The following is a 26,487-nucleotide window of genomic DNA, read 5'->3' as shown; positions in this document are numbered from 1 at the left end:
AGCCGGGCGTCCATGTCAATGAAATCTTTCGGCAACGTCCGCGACGCTCCGGAGTCACCCCCTGGACGGGCGGGCCGGTTCCGCCGTGCCCGCCGGGGCCGCGGGTCGAAAGGTTCCCACCTGCGGTGACGTCGACCTTGACCAGGTTTTTCCCCGTGACCCCTGCGCCGCCACCCATGGGTCGCGGGCACATGGCGACGGCCGTCAGGCGGCCGGGAGGCTTATGGCGATCTTCGGCGAAACATGTCGGTAACATGTATCGGTTGCCAGGGAAGACGGCTTTCGTCCCGCCATTCGTGCTTCGTCCATGTAGCGTGGCGTTTGCGGTGGGATAGATGGGAATTTGTGTCCGTTTAGCCGACCCGCTCGCATGGCCGGGTCTGTGTTCGTAGGATCTATGCCGAACCTTGACCGAGACCTGTAAGCCCCCCACCGGTACGAGCCGGTGACATCCGGAACGAGGAGAGATCGTGCTGAAGTCCAGGACGCGGCGGCGCATAGCGGTCAAGACGGCCGTGATCGCGGCGGCGGGCGTAGGCGTCTTCGGTGCGTTCCCGGCGCTCGCCTCGATCTACGCCGCCCCCAAGCCCGTCACCTACACCTGCACGGTGGTGGGGGGCACGGCCACCGCACCCACGTTCGCGTTCCAGATGGACCTCACCGGTCCGACCGCGGCGGTGACCAACGCGCCGCTCACGGCCACCTGGAAGATCGGCGCCCCCAGCGGGACGCCCTCCTTCGTGGCGCCCATGCCCATCCCGTCGACCATGCGGCTCGTGATCGACGCCGACATGGACGTCTACAGCGTTCCCAGCACGCCCGCGCTGGTCCCCACGGGGCTGCGGTCGGTCGCCGCCACCGCTCCCGCCGCCGCGATCCCGTCGGGCCAGCCGCTGACCGCGCCCCCGCTGGTCGTCACGGTGACGCCCACCGCCACCGGCGTCGTCGCCTTCCGGCCCGACACCTTCAGCGTCCTGATGAACACCGGCACCGGGACGGGCACCGGGACCGACACCGAGCTGTTCAGCTGCAGCGTCGCGGATCCGGTGCAGGCGAGCGCGGCGGCGCTGCAGGTCACGGTCAAGGCGACGATCTCCACCTCGACCTCCCCGAGCGCCTCGGTCACCCCGAGTGCCTCGGTGACCCCCAGCGCGTCGGTCACCCCCAGCGCCTCGGCCACCCCCAAGCCGACGATCACCGTCACCCGGACCAGGACCTCCAAGCCCACCAGGAGCTCCGACGAGCAGATCGAGGAGACCCCCGACGGCGCGGCCTCCACGGGCGGTGGCGGGGACGCCGGGCCGGACGCCCGCACGATCATGTTCAGCGGCATGCTGATGGTGGCACTCGCCGGGGCCGGGGGCCTGGTGCTGCGGCGCCGCACCGCCGGGCGCGGCTGATCGGGGCCGCCGGATGACGACCCCTCCGCCGGATGGATGGCCGCCGGGACAGGTGCCCGGGTACGGGCCGGTGGGCCGGCCCTACCCGCCGCCCGGCGCGCAGCAGTACGGCCCGGCGTACGGGGAGTGGCCACCCCCGGAGCCTCCCGCCCTCGACGGCGGGCGGGTGATGCGGTCGGTGCTCATCCTGGCGGGGATCGCCGGGGTGGTCACGGTGCTGGTGGGCGTGCTGTTCATGCTGGCCTCCCCGGAGGAGTACGGCCTGGCCGACGGGCGCACCACGCTGCCGCCCCGCAGCGAGGTGGCCGGGGCGCCGGCCGACCCGTACTTCAAGGGGCCCGCGACCGCGCCGCCGCCGCAGCCCACCGTGCCGGCGGCACCGCCCATGCAGCCCTCGTCCCCGGTACGCCTGGTCATCCCCAAGCTCGGCGTCAACGCGCCGGTCAGGTCGGTGGGGCTGGACCGCAAGGGCGCGATCGAGGTGCCGCCGGTCGGCAACCCGAACCTGGTCGGCTGGTACCGCTCGGGTCCCACCCCCGGCGAGGCCGGCCCCGCGATCATGCTCGGGCACAAGGACACCCGCTCGGGAAGCGCGGTGTTCAGCCGCCTCGACGAGATCCGCAACGGCGACGTCATCGAGGTGCACCGCAAGGACGGCATCATCGCCGTCTACACGGTCGGCGGGCTGGAGCAGGCGGAGAAGTCGGTCTTCCCCACCCAGCGGGTGTACGGGGAGTCGCCCGTCCCGCGGCTGCACCTGATCACGTGCGGTGGCGTCTACGACCGCGCGACCGGCCACTACACCGACAACGTCATCGCCTACGCGACCATGACGAGCACCAGGAGCGCCTGAGCCGTTCCCCGGCCGTCCCGGACCCCTGCGGCGTGCCGGTCCCCGCGGTCACGCCGGGTCCCCGTGCTCAGGCCGGGTCCCGGCGGGCAGGCCGACGTCATGCCGGCGTCACGCCGACGGGGTCCGGATCGTCTCGACGAGGCGCGCGAAGCTGTCGGAGCCCCGGCCCGCGTCGATCGCCCGCCGGGCGGTGGCGTGGGCGGCGGCCAGCACGCCGGTGTCGAGGCCGTGTCCCCGCGCCGTGTGGACGATGTGCTCCATCCCGGCCGCGGCCGAGAGCAGGTCGGAGCCGTCCGCCGGATACTCGCCCTTGTCGATCTTGATGGCGAAGTCGTCCATGATGTCGGGGAGCAGGGCGCTGATCCCCTTGGCGTACGGGACGAGGTCCCGGGCGGAGATGTTCTCCGCCGCGGCCAGCGCGAAGGCGTGCACGATGCCGCTCATCGCGGTCCAGAAGACGTCCAGCAGCGCCACGTCGTGGGCGGCGGCCCGGCCCGGGTCGGTGCCGAGGTGCACGGCCGCGCCGCCCAGGTGCTGCAGCACCGGCCGGTGCGCCTCGTACACGGACTCGGGCCCGCTGTACAGGACGAGGGTAGAGGAGCTGCCGATCACGGTGGTGGGGACCATGATCGCACCGTCCAGGTAACCGGCGCCGATCCCGGCGGCCCAGGCCGCGGTGGCGCGGGCACGGTCGGGGGAGTCGGCGGTGAGGTTCACCACCGTGCGGCCCGCCAGCTCACCGGCCACGGGTTCGAGGATGGCGTGGACGGCGTCGTAGTCCAGCACGCAGACGATGACGAGGGGGCTCGCGGCGACCGCCTCGGCGGCCGTGGCGGCGAGGACGGCGCCCTCGGCCACCACCTCGGCGGCCTTGCCCGGCGTGCGGTTCCAGACGGTGACGGGGTGGCCGGCCCGCAGGAAGGTGGTGGCCAGGGTACGGCCCATCGGCCCGAGGCCGAGGACGGTCACCGGCGACGCCGAGGGCAGGCTGGGGGAATGGCTCATAGGGTGCTCCCGTTCAGAGGATTGAGGGCGAGTGTGGATCGGCCGGAGGTCGGAGGTCGGAGGGGACATGACCCGCGAGGTACACGTCTGTGGCGTCGGCGCCGCGATCGACGTCGTCCAGGGCAAGTGGAAGACGTTCCTCCTGTGGACGCTCGCCGAGCGGCCCCGCCGTTTCGGTGAGACCAGGCGGCTGGTGCAGGGCATCAGCGAGAAGGTGCTCACCGAGCAGCTGCGCGAGCTCGAGACGGACGGGATCGTCCACCGCGAGGTCTACGACGAGTCGCCACCGAAGGTGGAGTACTCGCTGACCGCGAAGGGACGAGGGCTCTTCGAGGCACTCGAAGTCCTGGACGTCTGGGGCAGGCGGCACCTTGAGGAGGATCGGGTGTCGGTCGGGGTGCGTGGCGCGCCTTCACCAGACTCCCCGTCGCGCTCGATCTGATCAAGTACGCACCTGAAAGTGGGTGCCCACCTCGGGGTACGTGACCCCGGGCCGTCGCACGACCGGTGCCCGGTGACAGGCGGGGCGGGCGGCGGGTTCGCGGGCTCGTCGGACTGCCCGGCCCCCGGCGGCCGGTCCGCCCTCGGGCCGGTCCGCCCTCGGGCCGGTTCGCCCTCGGGCCGGGTCCGGCCTCGCGGCGGCGGGCGAAGGCCCGCCCTGGGAAGGCGTGGACGAAAGTTCTGTTGTAATCTCCTACTGACCGAACATTGCTCGGTTTCATACGCAGGAGGCACTGTGGCAGAGGCGTACATCGTCGGGGCGGTCCGTACCCCGGTCGGTAAGAAGAAGGGCGGTCTGTCCACCGTCCACCCCACCGATCTGGCCGCGCACACCCTGGGAGCGCTGATCGAGCGCACCGGGGTCGACCCGTCCGCGGTCGAGGACGTGATCATGGGCTGTGTCATGCAGTTCGGCCCGCAGAGCATGGACATCGCGCGCAACGCCTGGCTGTCGGCGGGCCTGCCGGAGAGCGTCGCCGGTGTGACCATCGACCGCCAGTGCGGCTCCTCCCAGCAGTCGATCCACTTCGCGGCCCAGGGAGTGCTCTCGGGCACCCAGGACCTGGTCGTGGCCGCCGGGGTGGAGTCGATGAGCATCGTCCCCATGGGGTCGAGCATCACCGCCGCCCTGGAGAAGGGCATGCCCTTCCCCTTCGGTGAGAAGTGGGTCGAGCGCTACGGCAAGCAGGAGATCTCCCAGTTCCGCGGCGCCGAGCTCATGTGCGAGAAGTGGAACCTCAAGCGCGACGAGCTGGAGCGGTACGCGTACGAGAGCCACCAGCGGGCGGCGAAGGCCATCGCGAACGGCCACTTCAAGGACCAGATCGCCCCGATCAACGGCGTCGAGGACGACGAAGGCCCCCGCCCGGACACCACCCTGGAGAAGATGGCGTCGCTGAAGACGCTGCGGGAGGACGGCCGGATCACGGCCGCCACCTCCTCGCAGATCTCCGACGGCTCGGGAGCGCTCCTGATCGCCTCCGAGCAGGCGGTCCGCGACCACGGCCTGACCCCCAGGGCGCGCATCGTCACCCTGGCGCTCACCGGCGACGACCCGGTCTACATGCTGACCGCGCCGATCCCGGCGACGCAGAAGGCGCTCAAGCGGGCGAACCTCTCCATCGACGACATCGACGTCACCGAGATCAACGAGGCGTTCGCCCCGGTCCCGCTGGCGTGGATCAACGACCTGGGCGCCGACCCGGCCAAGGTCAACCCGAACGGCGGCGCGATCGCCCTGGGTCACCCGCTGGGCGGCACCGGCGCGATCCTGATGACCAAGCTCCTGCACGAGCTGGAGCGGACCGGCGGCCGGTACGGGCTGCAGACGATGTGCGAGGGCGGCGGCCAGGCCAACGTCACGATCATCGAGCGTCTGTGACCCGGCGTCCGCGGCACCTCGCGGGGGCCGCGGCGCGCGACCGCGAGATGTGATCGAGGTCCCGCGGCACACGGAAAGGCCCCGGCCCCGGATTCCTCCGGGGCTGGGGCCGTGGCCAGGGGATCAGCGACCACCCTTGCCCGGGATGCGGCGCGGCTGCCGGGTGGGCCTGGTCGGCATCGGCGGCATCTGCCTCGGCGTCCGCTTGGGTGCCGGGGGCATGACGCGCTCGGCCGGCGGGGTCCGCGGCTCGAACGGTCCGTTGATCTTGACGGTCGTGACGGGGAGGGCGGACACGGGTCCGCCGTCGCGCTTCTGGGCGGCGTGAATTCGCATATGGACTCCTTGAGGCATGTGGCGACGCGGTGAGATCCCGGTCGAGACTCAGCTGCCGCGTCGGAACGGACGGGCCTGACGGCTGAGTGCGGGCGGATCAGCGATGGCTGATCGACGCCGGCTCTAGGAGTTGATCCACATGTGGACGAGGTTACGCCGCCGCCGCCGGGACGTGCAAGACGTTTTCCGGCGGCGGCGCGCGAGGCGGTTCCAGCCGCGGGGCGGTTCCATCGCGCGGGCCGCTGACGCGCGCGAGGTGCCGGCGCGCGGGTCACCGCGACAGGCGCGTCACTTCTTGGGGACGCGGGCGACGCAGAAGACGGTCTGCCCGAACGGCGGGCGGACGAAGCGCTCGATGAGCCGGGTCAGCGGCACCACCGTACGGTCGTAGATCTTGACCAGGCGGGGGTCGGGGTAGCCGACGCCACCGCGCCGCACCGCGGCCCACCAGGCGATGCCGCCCAGGAAGTTGATCGGCTTGAGCACGTCGATGTCCAGGCCCGCCTTGGAGACCGTGCTGCGCAGGGTGGCGGGGGTGTAGCGGGTGACGTGGCCGACCTTGCGGTCGAAGTCCCCGTACAGCTGCATGTAGCCCGGCACCCAGATGATGATCCGGCCGCCCGGGAGGGTGACGTCGGCCAGCGACCGCAGGGCCTCGACGTCCTCCTCGATGTGCTCCAGGACGTTCATCAGCACGACGGTGTCGACCTTCTCGCCGATCGGGATCTCGGTCGGCAGGCCGAACTGCAGCACGTCGATGTCGTCGCGGCCCTCGAAGCGCTTGTTCAGCTGCTCCACGCAGTAGGGGTCGAAGTCGCTGACCACCAGCCGGTCCAGGCGGGGCAGGAACTGCTCGGCGAAATGGCCCAGGCCGGAGCCGATCTCCAGCATGGAACGGCCCACGTGCGGGGCGACCATGTCGAACTCGTACTGCCGGTAGTTCTTGGCCTCGTCCCCACCGAGGTGGTTCTCCAGGGCCTCGTCACCGGCCGCGGGTTGCACTACGCGGTCATACCCAGACATGCGGTTCCGTCCAGCTCGTTCGGGGAAGGCCGCGGCGCGAACCGCGGATCAGGGACAGCCAGAGTCTAGTGGCCCCGCCCGCACCGCGGCCTCCCGACGATCGATGCCGGACCCGGCCGTCCGCGCCCCGCCGCGGCCGGGGCCCCGGCCCGCCCCTGGTTACCGGCTCCGCCGAATCACCGATAAAGCACCTGCATTCTCGCCCTTTCCTCCGTACGGGAGAAGTCCGGCCCGGATGCGGCGGTGAGATGTGCACCGCAGGGCAAGGAAACCCCCCTGGAAAACGATGACCCCGCCGGTTCGTGATGTGGGAGGAGTGCGATTCCCGGTAAGTGAAAAAGGAGCGCGAACCCATGGAACAGGTCCAGTGGTGGCGTGGGAACCTCCCCGCGGAGACGGATCCCCTCATCGGCCGGGAGAGCGAGGTGCGGCGGTTGCTGAAGCTCGTGGCCGGCACGCCGCTGACCACGGTCACCGGTGCCGGAGGCGTCGGCAAGTCCCGGATCGCGGTCAGGGCCGCGCGGGAGCGGCACGGCCGCCATCCGGACGGCGCCTGGCTGGTGGAGCTGTCCGGTGAGCGCAACGGCGCCCTGCTCGCCGACACGGTCGCGGCCGTGCTCGGCCTTCCCGAGCGGTCCGCGCGGCCGCAGACCGAGGCGCTGGCCGGGTTCCTCGCGGGCAGGAGGCTCCTGCTGCTCCTGGACGGGTGCGAGCACATCCTGCCGGCCTGCCGGGAGCTCGTCACCGCAATCGGGGCGGCCGCTCCGGACGTGCGGATCGTCGTGACCTCCCGCCGCCCGCTGGGACTCTCGCGGGAGGCGCTGCTGCACGTCGACCCCTTCGACGTGCCCGGCCCGCAGGACCCCACCGGCCCGGCGGTGCGTCCCTGGACGCAGGGACGCTCCTCGTGGGAGGGGCCGGCGGGCGGCGACGCGCTCCGTTTCTTCCTCGACCGCGCCGCCGCCGTGCCGAGGGCGGAACCGGCCGGGACCGGCCCGGCACGGACGGGAACCGGGACGCCCGCGGAGAAGGGCGCGACCGCGGAGGCGCGGGCGACGGCGGGGACGCCCGCGGAGACGGGCACGACCGCGAGGATGACGGCGGAGGCGGGGCTCAGGATCTGCCGCCTGCTGCACGGCGTCCCGCTCGCCGTCGAACTGGCGGCCGGAGGGCTCCGCACGGTGTCGCCCGGACGGCTCGCGGACCTGGTGGAGAGCCGCCTGCGCGCGCCGTCCGGCAGGGGCGCCCCGGCCGTGCGCCCGCGGGCCCTTCCCGGCGGGGCCGCCCTCGCCGGGACCGTCCTCGACGAGCCCGTGCGCGACCCGGACACCTGCGACCGGGCCGTGCGCGCCGCGCTCGACGTGGCCCACGACCTCTGCACCCGCAGGGAGCGATCGCTCTGGGCCGGGCTCTCGGTCTTCGCGGGGGGCTTCACGGCGGCCGACGCCGAGTGGATCTGCGGCGGCGGGGACCTGTACGACGTGCCGGAGCTGCTGGAGCGGCTGGCCGCGCGGTTCCTGCTGGACCGGATCCCCGGTGGCTACCGGCAGCCGGTCGCGGTCAGGGAGTACGGCGGCGAGCGGCTCGCCCTGCGCGGCGACGAGGCGACGACGACGCGCCGGCACCGCCACCACTACCTGGACCTGGCGCGCCGGGCCGAGGCCGGCTGGTACGGACCCGGGCAGGAGGAGTGGGCGGCCAGGCTGACCTTCTCCATGGCCGACCTGCGCGCCGCCCTCGACGCGACCTCCCCGGTCCGCGTCGAGCTGGCCGGCACGCTCTGGATCCTCTGGTTCTGCCTGGGACGGCTGAACGAGGGCCGCTACCACATGGGCCGGGCCATCGAGACGGCCCCGGTGACGGATCCCGGACTGCCCCGGCTGCTGTGGGCGGACGGTTGCGTGGCCATCGCCCGGGGCGAGCTGGAGCAGGGCCGCTGCCGGGCCGAGGCCGCCCTGTCCGCGGCGCTCGACCGGGGGGACCACGCGGCGGCCGGGCACGCTCAGCTCGGGCTGGCCAGCCGGTCGCTGCTCGCCGGCGCCCTGGACGAGGTCGAGCCCCGCGTCGAGCGCGTGCGCGAGTACTTCCGCAGGGCCGGGACCGCCACGGTCGGCGAGCCGCTCGCGCTGGTGACGGCGGCGATGGCCGTCACCTGGCGCGGCGAGTTCGGCCGGGCCGTCTCGGTGCTGCAGGAGGTGCAGCGGCTCTGCGACGCGCGCGGCGAACGCTGGGTCCGCGCCTGCGGGGACTACGTGCTGTCCATCGCCCTGCTCGGCCTCGGCCGGCCGGCCGAGGCGGCGGAGGCCGCCCGGCAGTCGCTCGACGCCAAGTGGCGCCTGCGCGACGCCATCGGGGTGGCGCTGGCCGTCGACCAGCTCGCGGTGATCGCCGCGGTCCAGGGCGACGGCCGCCGCACCGCCAGGCTCCAGGGGGCGGGGGTACGGCTCGGGGCGACCTTCGGGCTCCGCGACCTCGGCTCCGAGGGCATGTCCGAGCCGAGGACCGTCGCCCAGCGGACCGCCAGGCAGCTGCTCGGCGACGAGACCTACGAGGCGCTCTTCGCCGAGGGCTACGGGGACGAGCCGGACGCGGCGGTCGCCTACGCCCTGCGGTGAGGGCCGGTCCGGTCGCCCCGCCCGGCCGGCCGGCGCCGGCCGGTCCGCTCGTCCCCCTCAGCCGTCCGACGCCGGCCGGTCGTCCCGCTCACCCCTGCGACGCCGGCCGGTCGCCGATCCGCTCGGCGTCCGACGTCGGCCGGTCGTCGTCCCGCCCGGCGTCCGACGCCAGCCAGTCGTCGATGCCCTGGAAGAGCCTCTTGCGCACCTCCTCCGGGGCCGCCGAGACCCGGATCGACTGGCGGGCCAGCTCGGCCAGCTCCGGATCGGAGAAGCCGTACACCTGCCTGGCCAGCTCGTACTGGGGCAGCAGCCGGGCACCGAAGAGCAACGGGTCGTCGGCGCCCAGCGCGATCGGCACCCCCGCCTCGAACAGGCGCCGCAGCGGCACGTCCTCGGCCCGCTCGACCACCCCGAGGCCGACGTTGGACGTCGGGCAGACCTCGCAGGCGATCCCCCGCCCGGCCAGGCGCTCCATGAGCCACGGCGACTCGGCCGCGCGTACCCCGTGGCCGACCCGGTCGGCCTCCAGCACGTCCACGCACTCGGCCACGCTGGCGGCCCCCAGCAGTTCCCCGCCGTGCGGCACGGCCAGCAGCCCGGCCCGCTTGGCGAGCCGGAAGGCCCCGTCGAAGTCGCGGGCCCGGCCGCGCCGCTCGTCGTTGGAGAGCCCGAACCCGATCACGCCCTGGTCCATGTAGCGCGTGGCCAGACGGGCGAGCGTCTTGGCGTCCAGGGGATGGCGGGTGCGGTTGGCGGCCACCACCACCGCGATCCCTATCCCGGCGTGGTCGGCGGCCCTGCGCGTCGCGTCGAGCATCAGCTCCATGGCCGAGGTGAGGCCGCCGAACGTCGAGGCGTACCCGGACGGGTCGATCTGGATCTCCAGCCAGCCCGACCCCTCGGCCGCCTCGTCCTCGGCCGCCTCGCGCAGCAGGCGGTAGACGTCGCTCTCGCGCTGCAGCACCGAGCGCGCGATGTCGTACAGCCGCTGGAAGCGGAACCAGCCCCGTTCGTCGGTCGCCCGCAGCTGCGGCGGCCAGTCCTCCTTCAGGGCGTCGGGAAGGTGTGAGCCGTGCTCGAGGGCGAGCTCGACGAGCGTCGAGTGCCGCATGGAGCCGGTGAAGTGCAGGTGCAGGTGAGCCTTGGGCAGTTCGCTGAGGGGACGTGGCATTTCAACATGGTGCCGTACCCGGGGTGGTCGCGATGTTTCTTGGTCTCAACCTGACGGGGTCTCCATACGTTGGGGAGGGCGAAAGGGGACCTCGATGACGGAAGAAGACGAGGCGGCCTTCGACGAGTTCCTGGCCGCACGGAGTACGGCGCTGCTGCGTACCGCGATCCTGGTCTGCGGCGCGTCGCCGCACGACGCCGAGGACCTGGTGCAGAACGCGCTGGAGAAGGTCTACCGGCACTGAAGCCGGATCCGGCACGACAATCCCGAGTCCTACGCCCGCAGGGTCGTGGTGAACGCCGCGATCAACGTCTCCCGGCGCCGCAGGGTGATCCAGGAGATCACCTTCGCCCGTCCCCCGGAGACCGCGGTGGACGCGCCGGACGTGGACCTGCGCGACGCGCTCCTGGCCGAGCTGCGCAGGCTGCCCGCGCGGATGCGGGCGGTGCTGGTGCTGCGCTACTGGGAGGACCTGTCGGAGAACGAGACCGCCACGTTGATGGGCTGCTCGGCGGGGACCGTGAAGAGCCAGGCCGCACGGGGGCTGGCCAGGATCCGCGAGCGGATGGGCACCTTGGAAGGGGTACGGGGATGACGCTGGAACAGGAACTGTCCGAGGCGATGGGGGAGCACGTGGCCGATGTGCGGGCCTCCTCCCTGATGGGCACGAGGATCCGCCGCCGGCACCGCGGCAGGCGGGTCCGGGTCCGCACGGCCGGGGCCGCCCTGGTCACGGTCGCGGTCGCCGGGGCCGTGCCCTCGTACCTGGCGCTGACCGAGGGGCCGCGGGCCGCGGTGGCCGGTCCGGCCGGGACGGAGTCCGAGGCCAGGGCCGGGATCGCCCCGCCGGTCGAGGTGCCGCGCGCGATCAAGATGACCGTGGCCGAGGCCAGGGTGGTCCTGGAGGCGGCGGGCCTGACGGCGAGCGTCGAGGGAGAGACCGGCGAGGCGGGCCTGGTGGTCGAGCAGACCCCCGAGATCGGGGAGAGCGTCCCCCGCGGGTCCGCGGTCAGGCTGGTGGCGATCGACCCGGCCCGGCCCGGCCCGTCCTCGACGGCCGACGGCCCCGAGGAGAAGACGACGATGCCGCAGGACCTCGGTGACCTCGGGGACGGCCGCGCGTTCGGCGGCGTCAGGTTCGGCTACCTGCCCGACGGCCTGGAATGGGGGAAGTGGTCGGGAAAGAATGGCTTCGGCACCACGAGCTACACCACGACGTGGCAGCGGCCGGGCCTGCCCGAGGGAGAGTACGACGTCCAGGCCGTGGTCTACCGGGATGGAGCCGTCGCACAGCTGAAGAAGCGGATGAGGGGGTACGAACGGCAGGGCGCCGAGCCGATCACGATCGACGGGCGCACCGCTTACCTCGTCCGGGCGGGCGAGGCCGCCTCCCGGATCGACGAGAACGGCACCCTCACGCTCGTGTGGACCGAGAACCGGGACGTGGCCGTCGAGGTCATGATGAGCCCCGGCTACGCCGGTGGGTTCGGCGACCGGGCCGAGGCCGAGATGAGGAAGATCGCCGAAGGGGTGGAGGCCGCGAAGTGAGACCGGATCGGCGGTCGATCCCTCTCGCCGTTTCCCCCGCGCTTCGATAATTACATTTTCACCTCAAAGGTGTTATTTCGGACGGACGTCACCGGTTTTCGGCGGCGTCCGTCCATATCTCATTCCGCCATATATCAAGGAAATCTGGGAAACGGGCTTTCAGTCGAGCGCGCCCCCGTGCGACCGTAGAGCCACACGTTGTCAGGAAGACGGTGGGGCTGCCATGGAAGCGGACGTCTTCGTCGGCAGGGAGACCGAACTCGCCGACGTGTCCGCCCTGCTGGAGAGGGTCCGTCACGTCACGCTGACCGGTCCCGCCGGAGCCGGGAAGACCGCCCTGGCCCTGCGGCTGGCCCGCACCCTCGCGCCGGCGTTCCCCGGCGGGGTGCACCTCGTGGAGCTGGCCGAGGCGCCCGCGGACCTGGACTCCCTGGCCGGGACGCTCGCCGACGCGATCGGCGCCCCGCGGCGGCCACGGACCCCGGCGCTGCGCGCCCTGGCCGACGGGCTCGCCGAGCGCCGGAGCCTGCTGATCCTCGACACCTGCGACCGCGTGGTCGGCGCCGCGGGCATCCTGGTCGGCCTGCTGCTGCGCTCCGTCGAGGAACTGCGCGTCCTGACCACCAGCAGGCAGCGGCTGGGCCTGCCCGGCGAGCACCTCTACCCGGTCGGCGGGCTCCGCGAGGCGGACGCCGTCCGGCTGCTGACCGCCCTGGGCCCCGGCCGCCCCGACCCCGGCGGCCTCGACGACACCGGCGGCCTCTGCGGCCCCGGCGGCCCAGGCGGCCCTGACGGTGCCGACGCGGACCCGGCCCGGTTCTGCGGCAGCCTGGACAACCTGCCGCTGGCCATCCGGCTCGCCGTGACCGGCACGCGGACGGACGGCACCGTCCACCGGCACACCTCCATGCGCGTCGCCCTCGGCTGGAGCCACGAGCTCTGCACCCCGGCCGAGCGCCTGCTCTGGGCGCGGGCCTCGGTCTTCGCCGGCACCTTCGACCTGGAGGCGGCCGAGGGGGTCTGCGCCGACGACGCCCTCGCCTCCGCCGACGTCCTCGACGGGCTGCTCGGCCTGCTCGACAAGTCCGTCCTGGTCCGCGAGGAGGGCGAGGGCGGGGTCCGCTACCGCCTGCTGAACACCGTCCGCGACTTCGGCGCCGTCTGGCTGGACCGGCTCGGCGAGACCGAGGAGATCCGGCGCCGGCACCGCGACCACTACCTCGCCCTGTCCGCCCGCGCCGAGATGAGCTGGCAGGGCCGCCAGCTGGAGTGGTACCGCAGGCTGGTCCTCGAGTGCGGCAACATGCGCGGCGCCATCGAGTACTGCTACTCCAGGCCCGAGGAGTACCGCAGGGGCCTGGACCTGGTCGGCAACCTGTGGTTCCTGTGGGCCTGCTGCGGCATGCAGGCGCCCGGCGACGACCTCCTCCAGCGGGGCCTGGACCTGGAGCACGCCGCGGGCCCCGAGCGGGTCAAGGCCCTGTGGGTGCACGCCTGGGTCTCGATCCAGCGCGGAGACCTGGAACGCGCCGAGCGGACCCTGGCCGAATGCGCCGCCCAGGACGCCGACGGCTACGCCACCGCCTACGTCAGCCAGTTCCAGGCCCACCTGGCCGTCGTCAGGGGCGACGTGGGCGAGGCGCTGCGGCTCATCAAGCACGCCCGGGTACGGCACCGCTCCACCGGCAACGTCTTCCCCGGCTTCCTGCCCACCTACACGGTGGTCGCCACCGCCATGATGCTCACCGGCCGCCACGACCAGGCCGTGTCCGTGCTGCGCGAGGGACGCGAGCTCTGCGACTCCTGCGGCGACTACTGGACCCTCATCCGCCTGGACCTCCTGCTGGGCCAGGCGGAACACCTCCTGGGGAACACCGCCTCCGCGGCCGCCTCCGCCCGCGACTCGCTGCGCGGGGCCCGCCTGTTCGGGGACACGGTCTCGCTCATGGAGGCACTGGAGGTGTTCGTCGTGATCGCCGAGTCGTGCGGCGACGACGTCCTCGCCGCCACCCTGTTCGGGGCCTCGGGGGCCGCGTGGCGCGAGGCCGAGGTCCCGCCCAGCCGATCCCCCATGATCGCGAACCTGCTCCGCACCGCGGAGCTGCGGCTGCGCGGGCGCCTGGGCAGGACGAAGTTCGAACGGCTGCTGGAACAGGGAGGTTCGATCAGCCTGCGGGACGCCGTGGACCACGCGCTGCGGGGAGAGTCTTCTTGACGCGGCGCGGCAACCTGCCGATCGAGATGAACAGCTTCGTCGGCCGCGCGGCCGAACTCGGCGAGATCGCGGAACTGCTCGCCCGCACCCGCCTGCTCACCCTGCACGGGGCCGGCGGGGTCGGCAAGACGCGCCTGGCCCTGCAGGCCGCGCGCGTCCTGCAGGACGGCCACCCCGACGGGGTCTGGGTGGCCGAGCTCTCCGCCGAGACCGACGGGGACCTGCTCGCGGGCGTCGTCGCCGGCGCCTTCGGCCTGTACGAGACCAGCGGGCGCCCGATCCTGGACTGCCTCGTCGACTTCCTCTCGCCCCGGCGCCTCCTGCTCGTGCTCGACGCCTGCGAACACCTCGTCGGACCCTGCGCCGCCGTGGTCACGGCCCTGCTGGACGGCGCGCCCGGCATCCGGATCATGGTGACCAGCCGCCAGGAGCTCGGCCTGCCGGCGGAGCTCGTGCTGCCCGTCGAGCCGTTCCCGGTGCCCCCGCCGGAGGCCGCCGACCTCGCCGGCTACGACGCGATGAGCCTCTTCCTCGACCGCGCCACGGCCGTCGCCCCGGGCCTGCGCACCGACGAGCGGGCCCTGATGGCCGTCGCCAGGCTCTGCAGGAGGCTCGACGGCATGCCGCTCGCCATCGAGCTGGCGGCCAGCCACATGCGCGGGCTCTCGGCGACCCAGCTCGCCGACCGGTTCGAGAACCGCTTCGGGCCGCCCTCCGGCGGCGTGGGACTGCTCCTGCGCCACACGCTGCACGCCACCACCGGCTGGAGCCACGAGCTGTGCACCCCGGCCGAGCGCCTGCTCTGGGCCCGCCTGTCGGTCTTCGCCGGCACCTTCGGCGTGGAGGCGGCGCGCGGCGTCTGCGAGGACGGGCGCCTGCCCGACGTGCCCGCCGTGCTCGACGCGCTCGCGGCCAAGTCCGTCGTCACCCGGGTGGGGGACCGGTACCGGCTGCTCGACACCATCAGGGACTACGGCCGCGACCGGCTCGACGAGCTCGGCGAGACGGACCTGACGATCCGCCGGCACCGCGACCACTACCTGTCCGCCGCCCGGCGGATGAGCGCGCGCTGGTCCGGCCCGGACCAGATCGCCTGGGCCGACTGGGCGTACGGGGAACTGCGCGACATCCGGGCCGCCCTCGACCGCTGCCTGGCCTCCGGCGACCCTCGTACGGCACTGGAGCTGGCCGGGGCCCTGCGGGTGCTCTGGTGCCACCTGGGCCTCGTCCGCGAGGGCCGCCGCTACCTGGACCGCGCGCTGGCCGCGGTCGCCGCCCCCGACCGGGTGAGGTCCAGGCCGCTGTGGGTGGCCGCCCACCTCGCGCTCGTCCAGGGCGACATGCCGCTGGCGCGCGCCAGGGCCGAGGAGTGCCTGGAGTCGGCCCGCCACCACGGCGACGCCGAGGCCGAGGCCGAGGCCCACCTCCGCCTGGCCGGGACCGACATGCTGGCCGGTGACCTGGCCGGCGCCCGGGAGCGCGTGCTGCGCGGGGCCGCGGGGCTGCGGCGGGCCGGTACGGGGTCGCCCGGCGTGCTCCTGGTCCCCCTGCTGCTCGCGGGGATCGCCGTCTTCGGCGGCGACCTCGACGAGGCGGTGGAGATCCTGCGCGAGACGCGCCGCAGGTGCGAGGCGCGCGGCGAGCTGTGCCAGCGCGCCATGGGCGACTACGTCCTGTCGCTGGCGCTGTTCAGCCGGGGAGAGCTCACCGCGGCCGCCGCCGCGGCGAAGGCGGCGCTGGAGACCAAGTGGCGGCTGCGGGACGCGGTCGGCAGCGTCCTGGCCATCGGCCAGCTCGCCAGGATCGCGGTCGGCGCGGGCGACGGCCTCCGCGCGGCCTGGCTGCTGGGCGCCGCCCGGCGGATCTGGATCACCTTCGGGCTGCCCGGCCAGGGCGTGGACTCGGTGTTCGAGCTCCGCACGGCCGCCGCGGCCCGCGCGGCGGCCCTGATCGGTGAGGCCGCCTACGCGCGGGCCTTCGAGGAGGGCTCGGCCGCCCACCTCGACGCCGCGGTCGCCTACGCCCTGCGGGACTGAGCTCAGCCGGCCTGGCCGAGGAACTTGGCGATGCGTCCCACACCCTCGGCGAGGTCGTCGTCGCCGAGCGCGTACGACAGCCGGAAGTAGCCCGGGGTGCCGAAGGCCTCGCCGGGGACGACCGCCACCTCGGCCTCCTCCAGGATGATCTCGGCCAGCTCGGCGGAGGTCGCCGGGCGCCTGCCGCCGAACTCCCTGCCCAGCAGCCCCTTGACCGACGGGTAGGCGTAGAACGCGCCCAGCGGCTCGGGACAGAGCACGCCCGGGATCTCGTTGAGCATCCGGACCATGGCCCGGCGCCGCCGGTCGAAGGCCTCGCGCATCTCGGCCACCGCCGACAGGTCACCGCTCACCGCGGCCAGCGCGGCGATCTGGGCGACGTTGGAGACGTTGGAGGTGGCGTGCGACTGCAGGTTGGCCGCGGCCTTGACGACGTCCTTGGGGCCGATCAGCCAGCCCACCCGCCAGCCGGTCATCGCGTATGTCTTGGCGACGCCGTTCAGGATCACCACCCTGTCGCCCAGCTCCGGGACCACCGTGGCGATGCTCGCGAACGTCGCGTCGCCGTACGTGAGGTGCTCGTAGATCTCGTCGGTGACGACCCACAGGTCGTGCTCGGCCGCCCAGCGGCCGATCCGCGCGACCTCGTCGGGGCTGTACACGGCGCCGGTCGGGTTGGAGGGGGAGACGAACAGCAGGACCTTGGTGCGGTCGGTGCGGGCCGCCTCCAGCTGCTCCACGCTCGCCAGGTAGCCGGTGGTCTCGTCGGTCACCACGTCGACCTGCACGCCCCCGGCGAGCTTGATCGCCTCGGGGTAGGTCGTCCAGTACGGGGCGACGACCAGGACCTCGTCACCCGGGTCGAGCAGCGTGGCGAACGCCTCGTAGACGGCCTGCTTGCCGCCGTTGGTCACCAGCACCTGGGACGCGTCCACCCGGTAGCCGGAGTCGCGGAGGGTCTTGTCGGCGACGGCCTGCTTCAGCTCGGGAAGGCCCCCGGCCGGCGTGTACTTGTGGAACCGCGGGTTCCGGCAGGCCTCGGCGGCGGCCTCGACGATGTAGCCGGGCGTCGCGAAGTCCGGCTCGCCGGCACCGAAGCCGATGACCGGGCGGCCCGCCGCCTTCATCGCCTTGGCCTTGGCGTCCACGGCGAGCGTGGCGGACTCGGAGATCGCGGAGATACGCGCTGAGATGCGAGGACGGGTCATGCCTCCATGGTTACAGACCTGTGCCGCCGATCCCGCCGGATATCCACCATCCGGACCCCGTCCGGGCCCCGTCCGCACCTCCGTCCGGACCCCGCGGGCGTGCCCGCGCCCGCCCCCGCGGTGCCGTCCCGGGCCGGAAAGCCCCTGAGCAGGGCTCTCATCCGCCGGTTCGACGTGATGGCCAATCACCCGTAGACTCCGGCATGGTCTTTCCGCCGCATGCGTGAACCGGCGGTCAAGACCGTGAGCCACGGACAAACTTCGGTCCAACCGATGTATGGTGGTTCATGTCTTAGGGCACTAGCGCAATTGGTAGCGCACCGGTCTCCAAAACCGGCGGTTGGGGGTTCGAGTCCCTCGTGCCCTGCGAGGAGCGGTCCGCGCATCTGGCGTCTAGCGCGCCGCTGTTATGCGTTGGACTCGAAGGATTCAGGTGAGGACTGTGGCGATCGACACGCGCGGCGAAACCGCAGACAAGCCGAGCGGTGAGAAGAAGACGAAGCGCACTTCTCCCGCCCTCTTCTATCGGCAGGTCGTCGCCGAGCTGCGTAAGGTCATCTGGCCTACGCGCAAAGAACTGATCTCTTACACCATCGTCGTCCTGGTATTCGTTCTGCTCATGGTCGGGATCGTGTCGGCGTTGGACGCGCTCTTCACCGAGGGTGTGCTGAGAATCTTCGGCGGATCCTGAGCCGCGACATCCCGCGGGCGAGGCGTCCCAGGACGCCCCGCCGGCCATCGACCATCGACGAAAAGAGATAGAGCACCGTGTCCGAGTCTGCACAGTCGGCCGGCCAGCCCCGCGACGAGCGCGAGGACGGGCCGGAGGAGGCCGTCGACGTCACCCGGGATTCGCTTGACGATTCCGACGGGCAGACCGTCGACGCCGAGACCGACGCCGAGATCGCGGAGGCCGGGTCCGGCGGCGACGCCGAGACGTCCGACGCCGACGCGGAGATCGAGCAGGCCGGGCAGGCCACGGCCGGTGCCGCCGACGGCGAGGACGGCGGCGTGGACGGCGTGGACGAGGACGGCGACGTCCTCCCCGACGTCGACCCGGTCGAGGACTTCAAGCGGCACCTGCGCGGCCTGTTCGGCGAGTGGTACGTGATCCACTCCTACGCGGGCTACGAGAACCGGGTGAAGTCGAACATCGAGACCCGGACGCAGTCCCTCAACATGGAGGACTACATCTTCCAGGTCGAGGTGCCCACCCACCACGTGACCGAGATCAAGAGCGGCAAGCGCCAGCTGGTCAAGGAGCGGGTGCTCCCCGGCTATGTGCTGGTCCGGATGGAGCTCACCGACGAGTCCTGGTCGGCGGTGCGCAACACGCCCGGCGTGACCGGCTTCGTGGGCCTGTCCAACAAGCCGAGCCCGCTGAGCCTGGACGAGGTCGCCAAGCTGCTCGCGCCCGAGCCCTCGGAAGAGGTCAAGAAGTCCACCGCCAAGGCCTCGGCCGCGACGGTCGACTTCGAGGTCGGCGAGTCCGTCACCGTCATGGACGGACCGTTCGCCACGCTGCCCGCCACGGTCAGCGAGATCAGCGCCGAGTCCCAGAAGCTCAAGGTGCTCGTGTCGATCTTCGGCCGCGAGACCCCGGTCGAGCTCTCGTTCAACCAGGTCTCGAAGATCTGACCCGGTCGCGTAGACTTCATCAGTCTGCCCCGCGTTCGCGGGGATGGTTCCATGACCGCCGCGCCGCTCACGGCGCAGTCGCGGCCGACCTCGCGTGCGCGGGGATCAGGAACATCGCTCAGAGAAGAAGGACCCGGAGAGAATCATGCCTCCCAAGAAGAAAGTCGCAGCGCTGGTCAAGGTTCAGCTTCCCGCTGGCCAGGCCACGCCCGCACCGCCGGTCGGTACCGCCCTCGGTCCGCACGGCGTCAACATCATGGAATTCGTGAAGCAGTACAACGCTGCCACCGAGGCCCAGCGGGGCAACATCATCCCCGTCGAGATCACCATCTTCGAGGACCGCAGCTTCACCTTCGTCACGAAGACGCCCCCGGCGCCCGAGCTGATCAAGAAGGCCGCCGGTGTCGCGAAGGGTTCGGCCATCCCGCAGAAGGACAAGGTGGGCAAGCTCACCAGGGAGCAGCTGCGCCAGATCGCCGAGACCAAGATGCAGGACCTCAACGCCAACGACGTCGAGGCGGCGGAGAAGATCATCGCCGGCACCGCGCGGTCGATGGGCATCACGATCGCCGACTAGCACCATCCGCCGTACGTTCCCGGCGGTGACCTCGTGGCGGTGGACACCCCCGCGGGTCGGCCGGCAGGCGGCGGCGATCGCGACCCAGGTCGCGCCATGACACCGCACGTCGACGTCGAGTGGAGGGGCCCGCGCAGGCCCGTACCACGGACACTCGGATTCACAGGAGTGATCACATGAAGCGCAGCAAGGGATACCGCGCCGCAACGGCGCAGGTCGACCGCGAGACCCTGTACAGCCCCGCCCAGGCGGCCAAGCTGGCCAAGGAGACCAACGTCGCCAAGTTCGACGCCACCGTCGAGGTGGCCCTGCGGCTGGGTGTGGACCCCCGCAAGGCCGACCAGATGGTCCGCGGCACCGTCAACCTCCCGCACGGCACCGGCAAGACCGCCCGGGTCCTGGTCTTCGCGACCGGTGACCGTGCCGAGGAGGCCCGCGCCGCGGGCGCCGACATCGTCGGTGCCGACGAGCTGATCGACGAGGTGGCCAAGGGCCGTCTCGACTTCGACGCCGTCGTCGCCACGCCGGACCTGATGGGCAAGGTCGGCCGCCTGGGCCGCGTGCTCGGCCCCCGTGGCCTGATGCCGAACCCCAAGACCGGCACCGTGACCCCGGCCGTCGGCAAGGCCGTCACCGACATCAAGGGCGGCAAGATCGAGTTCCGTGTCGACCGGCACGCGAACCTGCACTTCATCATCGGCAAGGTGTCCTTCGGCGAGCGCCAGCTCATCGAGAACTACGCCGCCGCCCTCGACGAGGTGCTCCGTCTCAAGCCGTCCGCGGCCAAGGGGCGTTACGTCAAGAAGGTCGTCTTCTCCACGTCCATGGGCCCCGGCATCCAGGTCGACCCCAACCAGACGCGGGCGCTGACCGCCGAGCTCGACGCCTGATACCAGACGCGTTCCGCAGAGGGCCTCGACCGAATGGCCATTCGGTCGAGGCCCTCTTTCGTTCCTCCGGACGACGCGCCCGGCCGAGTCGACGCGTAGTGTCGTAAGTCAGGATCATCGGGGGAAACGAAGGAGTGAGGACGAAATGCGCCGAATGGCTCCCGCACTTGCACTGGGAGCGGCCGCGCTCGTCGCGGTCGCGGGATGCGGTGCACAGCAGAACACCGTGGCCCTCGGAAACGTCAAGCTCGCCGCGGCCGACGCGGTGCAGCAGAGCGCGCAGAAGGCCGAGGCGGTCACCTCGTACTCGGCGGACGTGGTTCTCGACACCAAGGGCGGCGGCCAGGAGGGCTCGGGCAAGGTCCAGGGCAGCATGCTCTACCAGAGCCAGCCCGAGCTCGCGACCGACATCAGGCTCGACACGATCAACTTCGGCGGGCAGAACGTGCCCGGCGGTGCGCGGGCCATCCTGACGGACGAGACCGTCTACGTGAAGTCCGAGATGCTGAACCGGATCGGCGGCATCACCAAGCCGTGGGTCAGGGTGCCGCTCAGCCAGGTCGACGCCGAGGGACAGGCCGAGATCAGGAAGTTCATGGACCAGGCCCGGCAGTTCGACCTGGCCGGCACCGTCAAGCTGCTGACCGCGTCCAAGGACGTCAAGGCGGTCGGCACCGAGACGGTCGGCGGGGTCGACACGACCCACTACAGCGGCACGTTCCCGGTCGCCGAGGCCGCCCGGCTGGTCGACCCGGCACAGCGTGAGAAGCTCCAGGAGGGCCTCTCGCACGCCAAGGACGTGAAGTTCGACCTGTGGGCCGACGCCCAGAGCCTGCCCCGCAAGGTGACGCTCAGCGGCTCCGAGAAGGACGCGACGTTCAACCTGACGGCGCTCTTCAAGGGCTTCAACGAGCCCGTGGAGATCACCGCTCCGCCGGCCGACCAGGTGGACGACCTCCCCAAGGGGCGCGCCGGGAACTGACGCTCCCTCGCCCCCGCTCTTCCGCCCGCGCCCCCGGTCCCACGACCGGGGGCGCGGGCGCGTCCCGCGCCGCCGTACGCTCCGCGCCGCCCGGCGGGCCCCTCCCGTCGCCGTCCCTGTCCCTGTCCCCGTCCCCGTGACCGTCTCCATGTGCGTGTGCGTTCCCCCGTGCGTACCCGCGTCGGTGGCCGTGCCGGACCCGCCGCCGGGATCGATTTGGCATCCGGGGCGACAGGACGTACGCTGTCAACGCCGAAGACCGCCGGTCGTCGTCAGGCCTCATGGCCTGCCGACCTAAAGGATCCACGTTCAGTGGACGGCCCGCGTAGGTGTGATGTGAGTTTTCATCTGGATTAACCTCCTCATGTGAGCCCCGTGCGCCTGCGCCGGGGCTTGTTCTCTTTTCCAGGCCCTTTACCCCGGCGGCACATCTGGAAGGAGGCCCATGGCGAAGGCAGAAAAGGCAACGGCTGTCGCAGAGCTGAAGAGCAGCTTCGACGGCTCCAGCGCTGCCGTTCTGACCGAATACCGCGGTCTCACCGTCGCCCAGCTCAAGCAGCTGCGTGTTTCTCTCGGTGAGAATGCGAAGTTCGCCGTGGTGAAGAACACGCTGACCAAGATCGCGGCCTCCGAGGCCGGGTTCAGCCAGCTCAACGACCTGCTCGCGGGTCCGTCGGCGATCGCTTTCGTCAACGGCGACGTGGTCGAGGCTGCCAAGAGTCTGCGTGAATTCGCCAAGGCCAATCCCCTCCTGGTCATCAAGGGCGGTGTGGTCGACGGCAGGTCGATGACGCCGGACGAGATCACCAAGCTTGCCGACCTCGAGTCGCGCGAGGTTCTCCTCGCGAAGCTGGCCGGTGCCCTGAAGGCGAAGCAGGGCCACGCGGCCGCCGTCTTCAACGCGCTGCCCACCAACATGGCTCAGCTGGCCGAGGCCCTGCGCGCCAAGCGCGAAGGCGCCGGCGAGTAGGTCCGCGCAGGCGGTCACAGGGGATTAACGCAACCGCGGTCCCAACTTTCCCAGCACGTCACATCCGTATGGAGGAACCATCATGGCGAAGCTCAGCACCGACGAGCTGCTCGACGCTTTCAAGGAGATGACTCTTCTTGAGCTGTCCGACTTCGTGAAGGTCTTCGAGGAGACCTTCGACGTCAAGGCCGCCGCCCCGGTCGCCGTCGCCGCCGCGGCCGCCCCCGGTGCCGCCGCCGCCGAAGAGGTCGAGGAGCAGGACGAGTTCGACGTCGTCCTCGAGGCCGCCGGCGAGAAGAAGATCCAGGTCATCAAGGAGATCCGCGCCCTGACCAGCCTGGGCCTGAAGGAGGCCAAGGACCTCGTCGACGGCGCTCCCAAGTCCGTCTTCGACGGCAAGGTCAACAAGGAGCAGGCCGAGAAGGCCAAGGCCGCCCTCGAGGGTGCCGGCGCGACGGTCACCGTCAAGTAGTTCGTTCGCTTCACACGGGAAGAGCGGGTCCACCAGGTGCCGGTGGCCCGCTCTTTTCGCGTTCCCGGGCCGTCTCGTGGGAGCCGTGACGATCTCCGGAGGCCATTGGACCCCCTTCCAATCCGGGCGATCGCGGTTACCGTTGATCCCATCGAGGGCTTGCGCCGGTGGAGTCTCCGCCACACCGGCGGCGGCTGCCGAGCCGGCGGCGGGCACCGCGGGTGCGCCAAGGCCGCTGTACGTACCGGTGTGGCGGGTTATGATCCGGCGGTCGGGGAGCATGCCGTCCCTGGAGGCGGAGGAGCCGCGCTCACCCGCCCGCGTTCCGCAGACCGCGTGAGGGGAGAGAACGCATGGCATCGCACGCCGCCCGTCCCCCAGGCTCCCGCCGCCTGCGCCGCGCCCGTGCCCGCGGGCCGCGCAGGCTCGCCGGGCCGGTGCTGGCGACGCTGATCGCGGTGCTGCTGGCCGTGGCGTTCTGGGTCGGCACGGACCTGCGCGACGCCCAGGCGGCGGCCGACGACAGGCAGGCCGCGATGCGGGCGGCGGGGACGCACGCCGTGCACCTGCTCTCGGTCGGCCACCGCGCCGTCGACGCCGACATCGGGCGCGTCCTGGCCACCTCCACGGGCGCGGCCAGGGCCGAGTACGCCAGGGCCGCCGCGGAGCTGAAGAGGACGACGGTCGCGGGCAGGCTGCTGCGCACCGGCGCGCTGCGCGCCACCGGCCTGGTCTCGCTCAGGGGCGGCACGGCCCGGGTGATGGTGGTGGGGGACGAGCTGACCAGAAGGGACGGGGGCGAGGACGTCCCGCAGGAGCGGTTCCACCGCTGGAACATGGAGGTGACCAAGGTCGGTACGGCCTGGCTGGTGTCCAAGGTGGAGCCGGTGCCGTGACGGGCGCCTCCCGGCTGGCGATCGGGCTCATGGCCGCCGTCGCGCTCGCGCTCTCGGCGGTGATCTGGATCATGCACACCGACCTGAGCCGGCTCCGCGCCGACGAGGAGGCGGCACGGGAGGCGCTGGCAGCCGCCCGCGCGGTCGCCGCCGACATGCTCTCCTACGACCACCGGACGATCGAGCAGGATTTCGCCCGGGCGGGCGGGTACACCACCGGGGCGCTCAGCCTGCACTACCGGGAGCTGTCCCGGACCATGGCGGCACAGGCGCGGCGCGAGAAGGCGGTCCAGCAGGCCGCCGTGACCGGGGCCGGGGTGGAGTCGGCCTCGGGGCGTTCGGGCCGCGTGGAGGTGCTCCTGTTCATGAACATCAGCACGGTGAAGACCCTCAAGGGGGAGGAGGAACCCCGCCGTCAGGTCAGCCGCAACCGGGCCCGTTTCATCATGGTCGAGAAGGACTCCCGCTGGCTGGTCGCGGAGCTCTCCACGCTGCTCGGGGACCCCCCTCCGCCGTGATCGGCGCGCCGCTTCATTCAATTGTTAGCAAAGACCTGGTTTGAGTTCGGTCGGTCACCGGGTACACCGGCCATGGCAGCGTCGATCGTCGGTCGAACCATCGGCCGGCGACCGGAACGCCGGGTCACTCAGCGTCAGTCACACCAGGTCGGTCACCGTCTTGGATCGTGGAGGTGTACGCAGGTCACCCGGTGGGAAAACTCCCATGGCCGCAGCTGTTTCCCGGCCGAAATGTCAGCTCCCGGGCTTGACGTTTCGGTTCTGAAGAGCGATGCTGCGACCAACGTGGAGCTTGCAGCGAGACTGAAGTGGACAGGTGTATGCCGTTCGGCTACACTGCCCCTTTGCGCTGCCCTTTGACGACCCGCTTCTTTTGGTGCTCTGATGCATGGTCGTCTGGCGTGCGTGTAGTCAGTCCGCCGCGAGCCCTCGGAAGGACATCTGTTGGCAGCCTCGCGCAACGCCTTCGCCGTACCCGCCGGTCCCCGTCGTGTGTCTTTCGCACGAATTCAGGAGCCGCTAGAAGTTCCTGACCTTCTCGCCCTACAGACCGAGTCCTTCGACTGGTTGCTCGGAAACGAGAAGTGGAAGGGGCGGGTCGAGGCGGCTCGCCAGGCCGGGCGCAAGGACGTTCCGGCCCAGTCGGGCCTTGAAGAGATCTTCGAGGAGATCAGTCCCATCGAGGACTTCTCCGGAACCATGTCCCTGTCGTTCCGGGATCACCGGTTCGAGCCGCCCAAGTACTCCGTCGAGGAGTGCAAAGACAAGGACATGACCTACTCCGCCCCGATGTTCGTCACGGCGGAGTTCATCAATAACACCACCGGTGAGATCAAGAGCCAGACCGTGTTCATGGGCGACTTCCCGCTCATGACCGGCAAGGGAACGTTCATCATCAACGGCACCGAGCGTGTCGTGGTCTCCCAGCTGGTCCGGTCCCCGGGCGTCTACTTCGACCGCAGCGTCGACAAGACCTCCGACAAGGACCTGTACGGCTGCAAGGTCATCCCGTCGCGGGGTGCCTGGCTGGAGTTCGAGATCGACAAGCGCGACAGCGTCGGTGTGCGCATCGACCGCAAGCGCAAGCAGGCCGTCACGGTGCTGCTCAAGGCCCTCGGCTGGACCAGCGAGCAGATCCTCGAGCGGTTCGGCCAGTACGAGTCCATGCGCGCGACCCTGGAGAAGGACCACACGGCCGGCCAGGACGACGCGCTGCTCGACATCTACCGCAAGCTGCGCCCGGGCGAGCCGCCGACCAAGGAGTCGGCGCAGACGCTGCTGGAGAACCTGTACTTCAACTCCAAGCGCTACGACCTCGCCAAGGTCGGCCGGTACAAGATCAACAAGAAGCTCGGGGTGGACAGCGAGATCACCCAGGGCACCCTGACCGAGGACGACATCGTCGCCACCATCGAGTACATCGTCCGGCTGCACGCCGGCGAGGTCTCGATGCCCGGCGCCAACGGTGAGATCGTCGTCGAGACCGACGACATCGACCACTTCGGCAACCGCCGCCTGCGCACGGTGGGCGAGCTCATCCAGAACCAGGTCCGCCTGGGCCTGGCCCGTATGGAGCGCGTCGTGCGTGAGCGCATGACGACCCAGGACGTCGAGGCGATCACGCCGCAGACCCTGATCAACATCCGCCCGGTGGTGGCGTCGATCAAGGAGTTCTTCGGTACCTCGCAGCTGTCGCAGTTCATGGACCAGACCAACCCGCTGGCCGGCCTGACGCACAAGAGGCGTCTGTCCGCGCTGGGTCCCGGTGGTCTGTCCCGTGAGCGGGCCGGCTTCGAGGTCCGTGACGTGCACCCGTCCCACTACGGCCGGATGTGCCCGATCGAGACCCCGGAAGGCCCGAACATCGGCCTGATCGGCTCGCTGGCCTCCTTCGGCCGGGTCAACTCCTTCGGTTTCGTGGAGACCCCCTACCGCAAGGTCGTCGACGGCCGGGTGACCGACCAGGTCGACTACCTGACCGCCGACGAGGAGGACCGGCACGTCATCGCCCAGGCGAACACGCCGATCGGTCCCGACGGAACGTTCCTCGAGTCCAGGGTCCTGGTCCGCAGGAAGGGCGGGGAGTTCGAGTCCCTGCGCGCCACCGAGGTCGACTACATGGACGTCTCGGCACGCCAGATGGTGTCCGTGGCGACCGCGATGATCCCGTTCCTGGAGCACGACGACGCCAACCGCGCGCTCATGGGCTCGAACATGCAGCGCCAGTCGGTGCCGCTGCTCAAGAGCGA

General features: G+C 71.5%; 24 protein-coding genes, 1 tRNA gene and 1 pseudogene. 21 read left to right on the top strand and 5 right to left on the bottom strand.

The annotated features are described in order from the left end of the window. The first annotated feature begins 470 nt into the window (after nt 1–470). Nucleotides 471–1,400 (top strand): hypothetical protein, encoded by a 930-nt coding sequence (locus tag ACZ6RT_RS19255; protein ID WP_399185712.1) that lies wholly within the window; start codon nt 471–473, stop codon nt 1,398–1,400. A 52-nt stretch (nt 1,401–1,452) separates the two neighbouring features. Beyond that, a complete protein-coding gene (locus tag ACZ6RT_RS19250) occupies nt 1,453–2,253 on the top strand; it encodes a class F sortase (protein ID WP_470155073.1) in 801 nt (266 codons plus the stop codon). Between the two features lie 108 nt (nt 2,254–2,361). Here ACZ6RT_RS19250 and ACZ6RT_RS19245 read toward each other — a convergent pair whose 3' ends face one another. Next, a complete protein-coding gene (locus tag ACZ6RT_RS19245; protein WP_470155071.1) occupies nt 2,362–3,258 on the bottom strand; it encodes an NAD(P)-dependent oxidoreductase in 897 nt (298 codons plus the stop codon). 67 nt (nt 3,259–3,325) lie between these two features. On the opposite strand from ACZ6RT_RS19245, the gene ACZ6RT_RS19240 reads away from it, so the two are divergent. Beyond that, complete coding sequence (locus ACZ6RT_RS19240; protein WP_399185715.1) at nt 3,326–3,700, top strand: winged helix-turn-helix transcriptional regulator; 375 nt, start codon at nt 3,326–3,328, stop codon at nt 3,698–3,700. Between the two features lie 294 nt (nt 3,701–3,994). Then, on the top strand, nt 3,995–5,140 hold the full coding sequence (locus ACZ6RT_RS19235; protein ID WP_399185716.1) for an acetyl-CoA C-acetyltransferase: 1,146 nt from the start codon (nt 3,995–3,997) through the stop codon (nt 5,138–5,140). Nucleotides 5,141–5,263: 123 nt separating this feature from the next. Here ACZ6RT_RS19235 and ACZ6RT_RS19230 read toward each other — a convergent pair whose 3' ends face one another. Both ACZ6RT_RS19230 and ACZ6RT_RS19225 read right to left on the bottom strand, forming a co-directional pair. Next, on the bottom strand, nt 5,264–5,476 hold the full coding sequence (locus ACZ6RT_RS19230; protein ID WP_470155069.1) for a hypothetical protein: 213 nt from the start codon (nt 5,474–5,476) through the stop codon (nt 5,264–5,266). A gap of 288 nt (nt 5,477–5,764) precedes the next feature. Beyond that, on the bottom strand, nt 5,765–6,478 hold the full coding sequence (locus tag ACZ6RT_RS19225) for a class I SAM-dependent methyltransferase (protein WP_344890109.1): 714 nt from the start codon (nt 6,476–6,478) through the stop codon (nt 5,765–5,767). Nucleotides 6,479–6,852: 374 nt separating this feature from the next. Between ACZ6RT_RS19225 and ACZ6RT_RS19220 the strand changes: the two genes are divergently transcribed. Then, the gene (locus tag ACZ6RT_RS19220) at nt 6,853–9,114 is read left to right on the top strand and encodes an ATP-binding protein (RefSeq protein ID WP_470155068.1); all 2,262 of its coding nucleotides are present in this window, start codon (nt 6,853–6,855) and stop codon (nt 9,112–9,114) included. Nucleotides 9,115–9,202: 88 nt separating this feature from the next. Here the strand turns inward: ACZ6RT_RS19220 and ACZ6RT_RS19215 are convergent, their stop codons facing one another. Continuing rightward, nucleotides 9,203–10,288, bottom strand: a complete 1,086-nt coding sequence (locus ACZ6RT_RS19215; RefSeq protein ID WP_399185719.1) for an adenosine deaminase — start codon at nt 10,286–10,288, stop codon at nt 9,203–9,205. Nucleotides 10,289–10,382: 94 nt separating this feature from the next. Between ACZ6RT_RS19215 and ACZ6RT_RS19210 the strand changes: the two genes are divergently transcribed. The 5 genes from ACZ6RT_RS19210 to ACZ6RT_RS19190 all read left to right on the top strand — a co-directional run bounded on the left by ACZ6RT_RS19210 (nt 10,383) and on the right by ACZ6RT_RS19190 (nt 16,087). Next, nucleotides 10,383–10,532 carry a hypothetical protein gene (locus tag ACZ6RT_RS19210; protein WP_470155066.1) on the top strand — a complete coding sequence of 50 codons (150 nt, stop codon included), beginning with the start codon at nt 10,383–10,385 and terminating at the stop codon, nt 10,530–10,532. A gap of 6 nt (nt 10,533–10,538) precedes the next feature. Continuing rightward, a complete protein-coding gene (locus tag ACZ6RT_RS19205) occupies nt 10,539–10,883 on the top strand; it encodes a sigma-70 family RNA polymerase sigma factor (RefSeq protein WP_470155270.1) in 345 nt (114 codons plus the stop codon). Next, nucleotides 10,880–11,836, top strand: a complete 957-nt coding sequence (locus ACZ6RT_RS19200; protein WP_470155064.1) for a PASTA domain-containing protein — start codon at nt 10,880–10,882, stop codon at nt 11,834–11,836. The genes ACZ6RT_RS19205 and ACZ6RT_RS19200 overlap by 4 nt, the downstream gene beginning before the upstream one ends. A gap of 223 nt (nt 11,837–12,059) precedes the next feature. After that, entirely contained in the window at nt 12,060–14,051 is a 1,992-nt protein-coding gene (locus ACZ6RT_RS19195; protein WP_470155062.1) for an ATP-binding protein, read from the top strand. After that, on the top strand, nt 14,048–16,087 hold the full coding sequence (locus ACZ6RT_RS19190) for an ATP-binding protein (RefSeq protein ID WP_399185723.1): 2,040 nt from the start codon (nt 14,048–14,050) through the stop codon (nt 16,085–16,087). The genes ACZ6RT_RS19195 and ACZ6RT_RS19190 overlap by 4 nt, the downstream gene beginning before the upstream one ends. A 2-nt stretch (nt 16,088–16,089) precedes the next feature. Here ACZ6RT_RS19190 and ACZ6RT_RS19185 read toward each other — a convergent pair whose 3' ends face one another. Then, nucleotides 16,090–17,295, bottom strand: a complete 1,206-nt coding sequence (locus tag ACZ6RT_RS19185) for a pyridoxal phosphate-dependent aminotransferase (protein ID WP_470155060.1) — start codon at nt 17,293–17,295, stop codon at nt 16,090–16,092. Between the two features lie 294 nt (nt 17,296–17,589). Between ACZ6RT_RS19185 and ACZ6RT_RS19180 the strand changes: the two genes are divergently transcribed. From ACZ6RT_RS19180 to ACZ6RT_RS19130, 11 genes and pseudogenes are all read left to right on the top strand, one after another. Continuing rightward, nucleotides 17,590–17,662, top strand: a tRNA-Trp gene (locus ACZ6RT_RS19180). 75 nt (nt 17,663–17,737) lie between these two features. Next, nucleotides 17,738–17,986 carry a preprotein translocase subunit SecE gene (gene secE / locus ACZ6RT_RS19175; protein ID WP_399185725.1) on the top strand — a complete coding sequence of 83 codons (249 nt, stop codon included), beginning with the start codon at nt 17,738–17,740 and terminating at the stop codon, nt 17,984–17,986. A 77-nt stretch (nt 17,987–18,063) separates the two neighbouring features. After that, the gene (nusG, locus tag ACZ6RT_RS19170) at nt 18,064–18,933 is read left to right on the top strand and encodes a transcription termination/antitermination protein NusG (RefSeq protein WP_470155059.1); all 870 of its coding nucleotides are present in this window, start codon (nt 18,064–18,066) and stop codon (nt 18,931–18,933) included. A gap of 145 nt (nt 18,934–19,078) precedes the next feature. After that, nucleotides 19,079–19,510: a 50S ribosomal protein L11 gene (gene rplK / locus ACZ6RT_RS19165; RefSeq protein WP_399185727.1), complete on the top strand. Its 432-nt coding sequence runs from the start codon at nt 19,079–19,081 to the stop codon at nt 19,508–19,510. 176 nt (nt 19,511–19,686) lie between these two features. After that, entirely contained in the window at nt 19,687–20,400 is a 714-nt protein-coding gene (rplA, locus tag ACZ6RT_RS19160; protein ID WP_362808622.1) for a 50S ribosomal protein L1, read from the top strand. Nucleotides 20,401–20,554: 154 nt separating this feature from the next. Next, the gene (locus ACZ6RT_RS19155; protein WP_399185728.1) at nt 20,555–21,382 is read left to right on the top strand and encodes an SCO4651 family lipoprotein; all 828 of its coding nucleotides are present in this window, start codon (nt 20,555–20,557) and stop codon (nt 21,380–21,382) included. 445 nt (nt 21,383–21,827) lie between these two features. Further along, entirely contained in the window at nt 21,828–22,352 is a 525-nt protein-coding gene (rplJ, locus tag ACZ6RT_RS19150; RefSeq protein ID WP_399185730.1) for a 50S ribosomal protein L10, read from the top strand. An 82-nt stretch (nt 22,353–22,434) separates the two neighbouring features. Continuing rightward, nucleotides 22,435–22,824 (top strand): 50S ribosomal protein L7/L12, encoded by a 390-nt coding sequence (rplL, locus tag ACZ6RT_RS19145; protein ID WP_344890067.1) that lies wholly within the window; start codon nt 22,435–22,437, stop codon nt 22,822–22,824. A gap of 353 nt (nt 22,825–23,177) precedes the next feature. Continuing rightward, nucleotides 23,178–23,720: a hypothetical protein gene (locus ACZ6RT_RS19140; protein ID WP_470155056.1), complete on the top strand. Its 543-nt coding sequence runs from the start codon at nt 23,178–23,180 to the stop codon at nt 23,718–23,720. Next, entirely contained in the window at nt 23,717–24,238 is a 522-nt protein-coding gene (locus ACZ6RT_RS19135; RefSeq protein ID WP_399185732.1) for a hypothetical protein, read from the top strand. Before ACZ6RT_RS19140 ends, ACZ6RT_RS19135 begins: the two co-directional genes overlap by 4 nt. 444 nt (nt 24,239–24,682) lie before the next feature. After that, nucleotides 24,683–26,487: pseudogene (locus tag ACZ6RT_RS19130) on the top strand (DNA-directed RNA polymerase subunit beta); the annotation flags it as partial.

This window comes from Streptosporangium sp. NPDC050148 (genome assembly GCF_055586505.1).
This window is presented reverse-complemented; position numbering and strand designations above follow the sequence as displayed.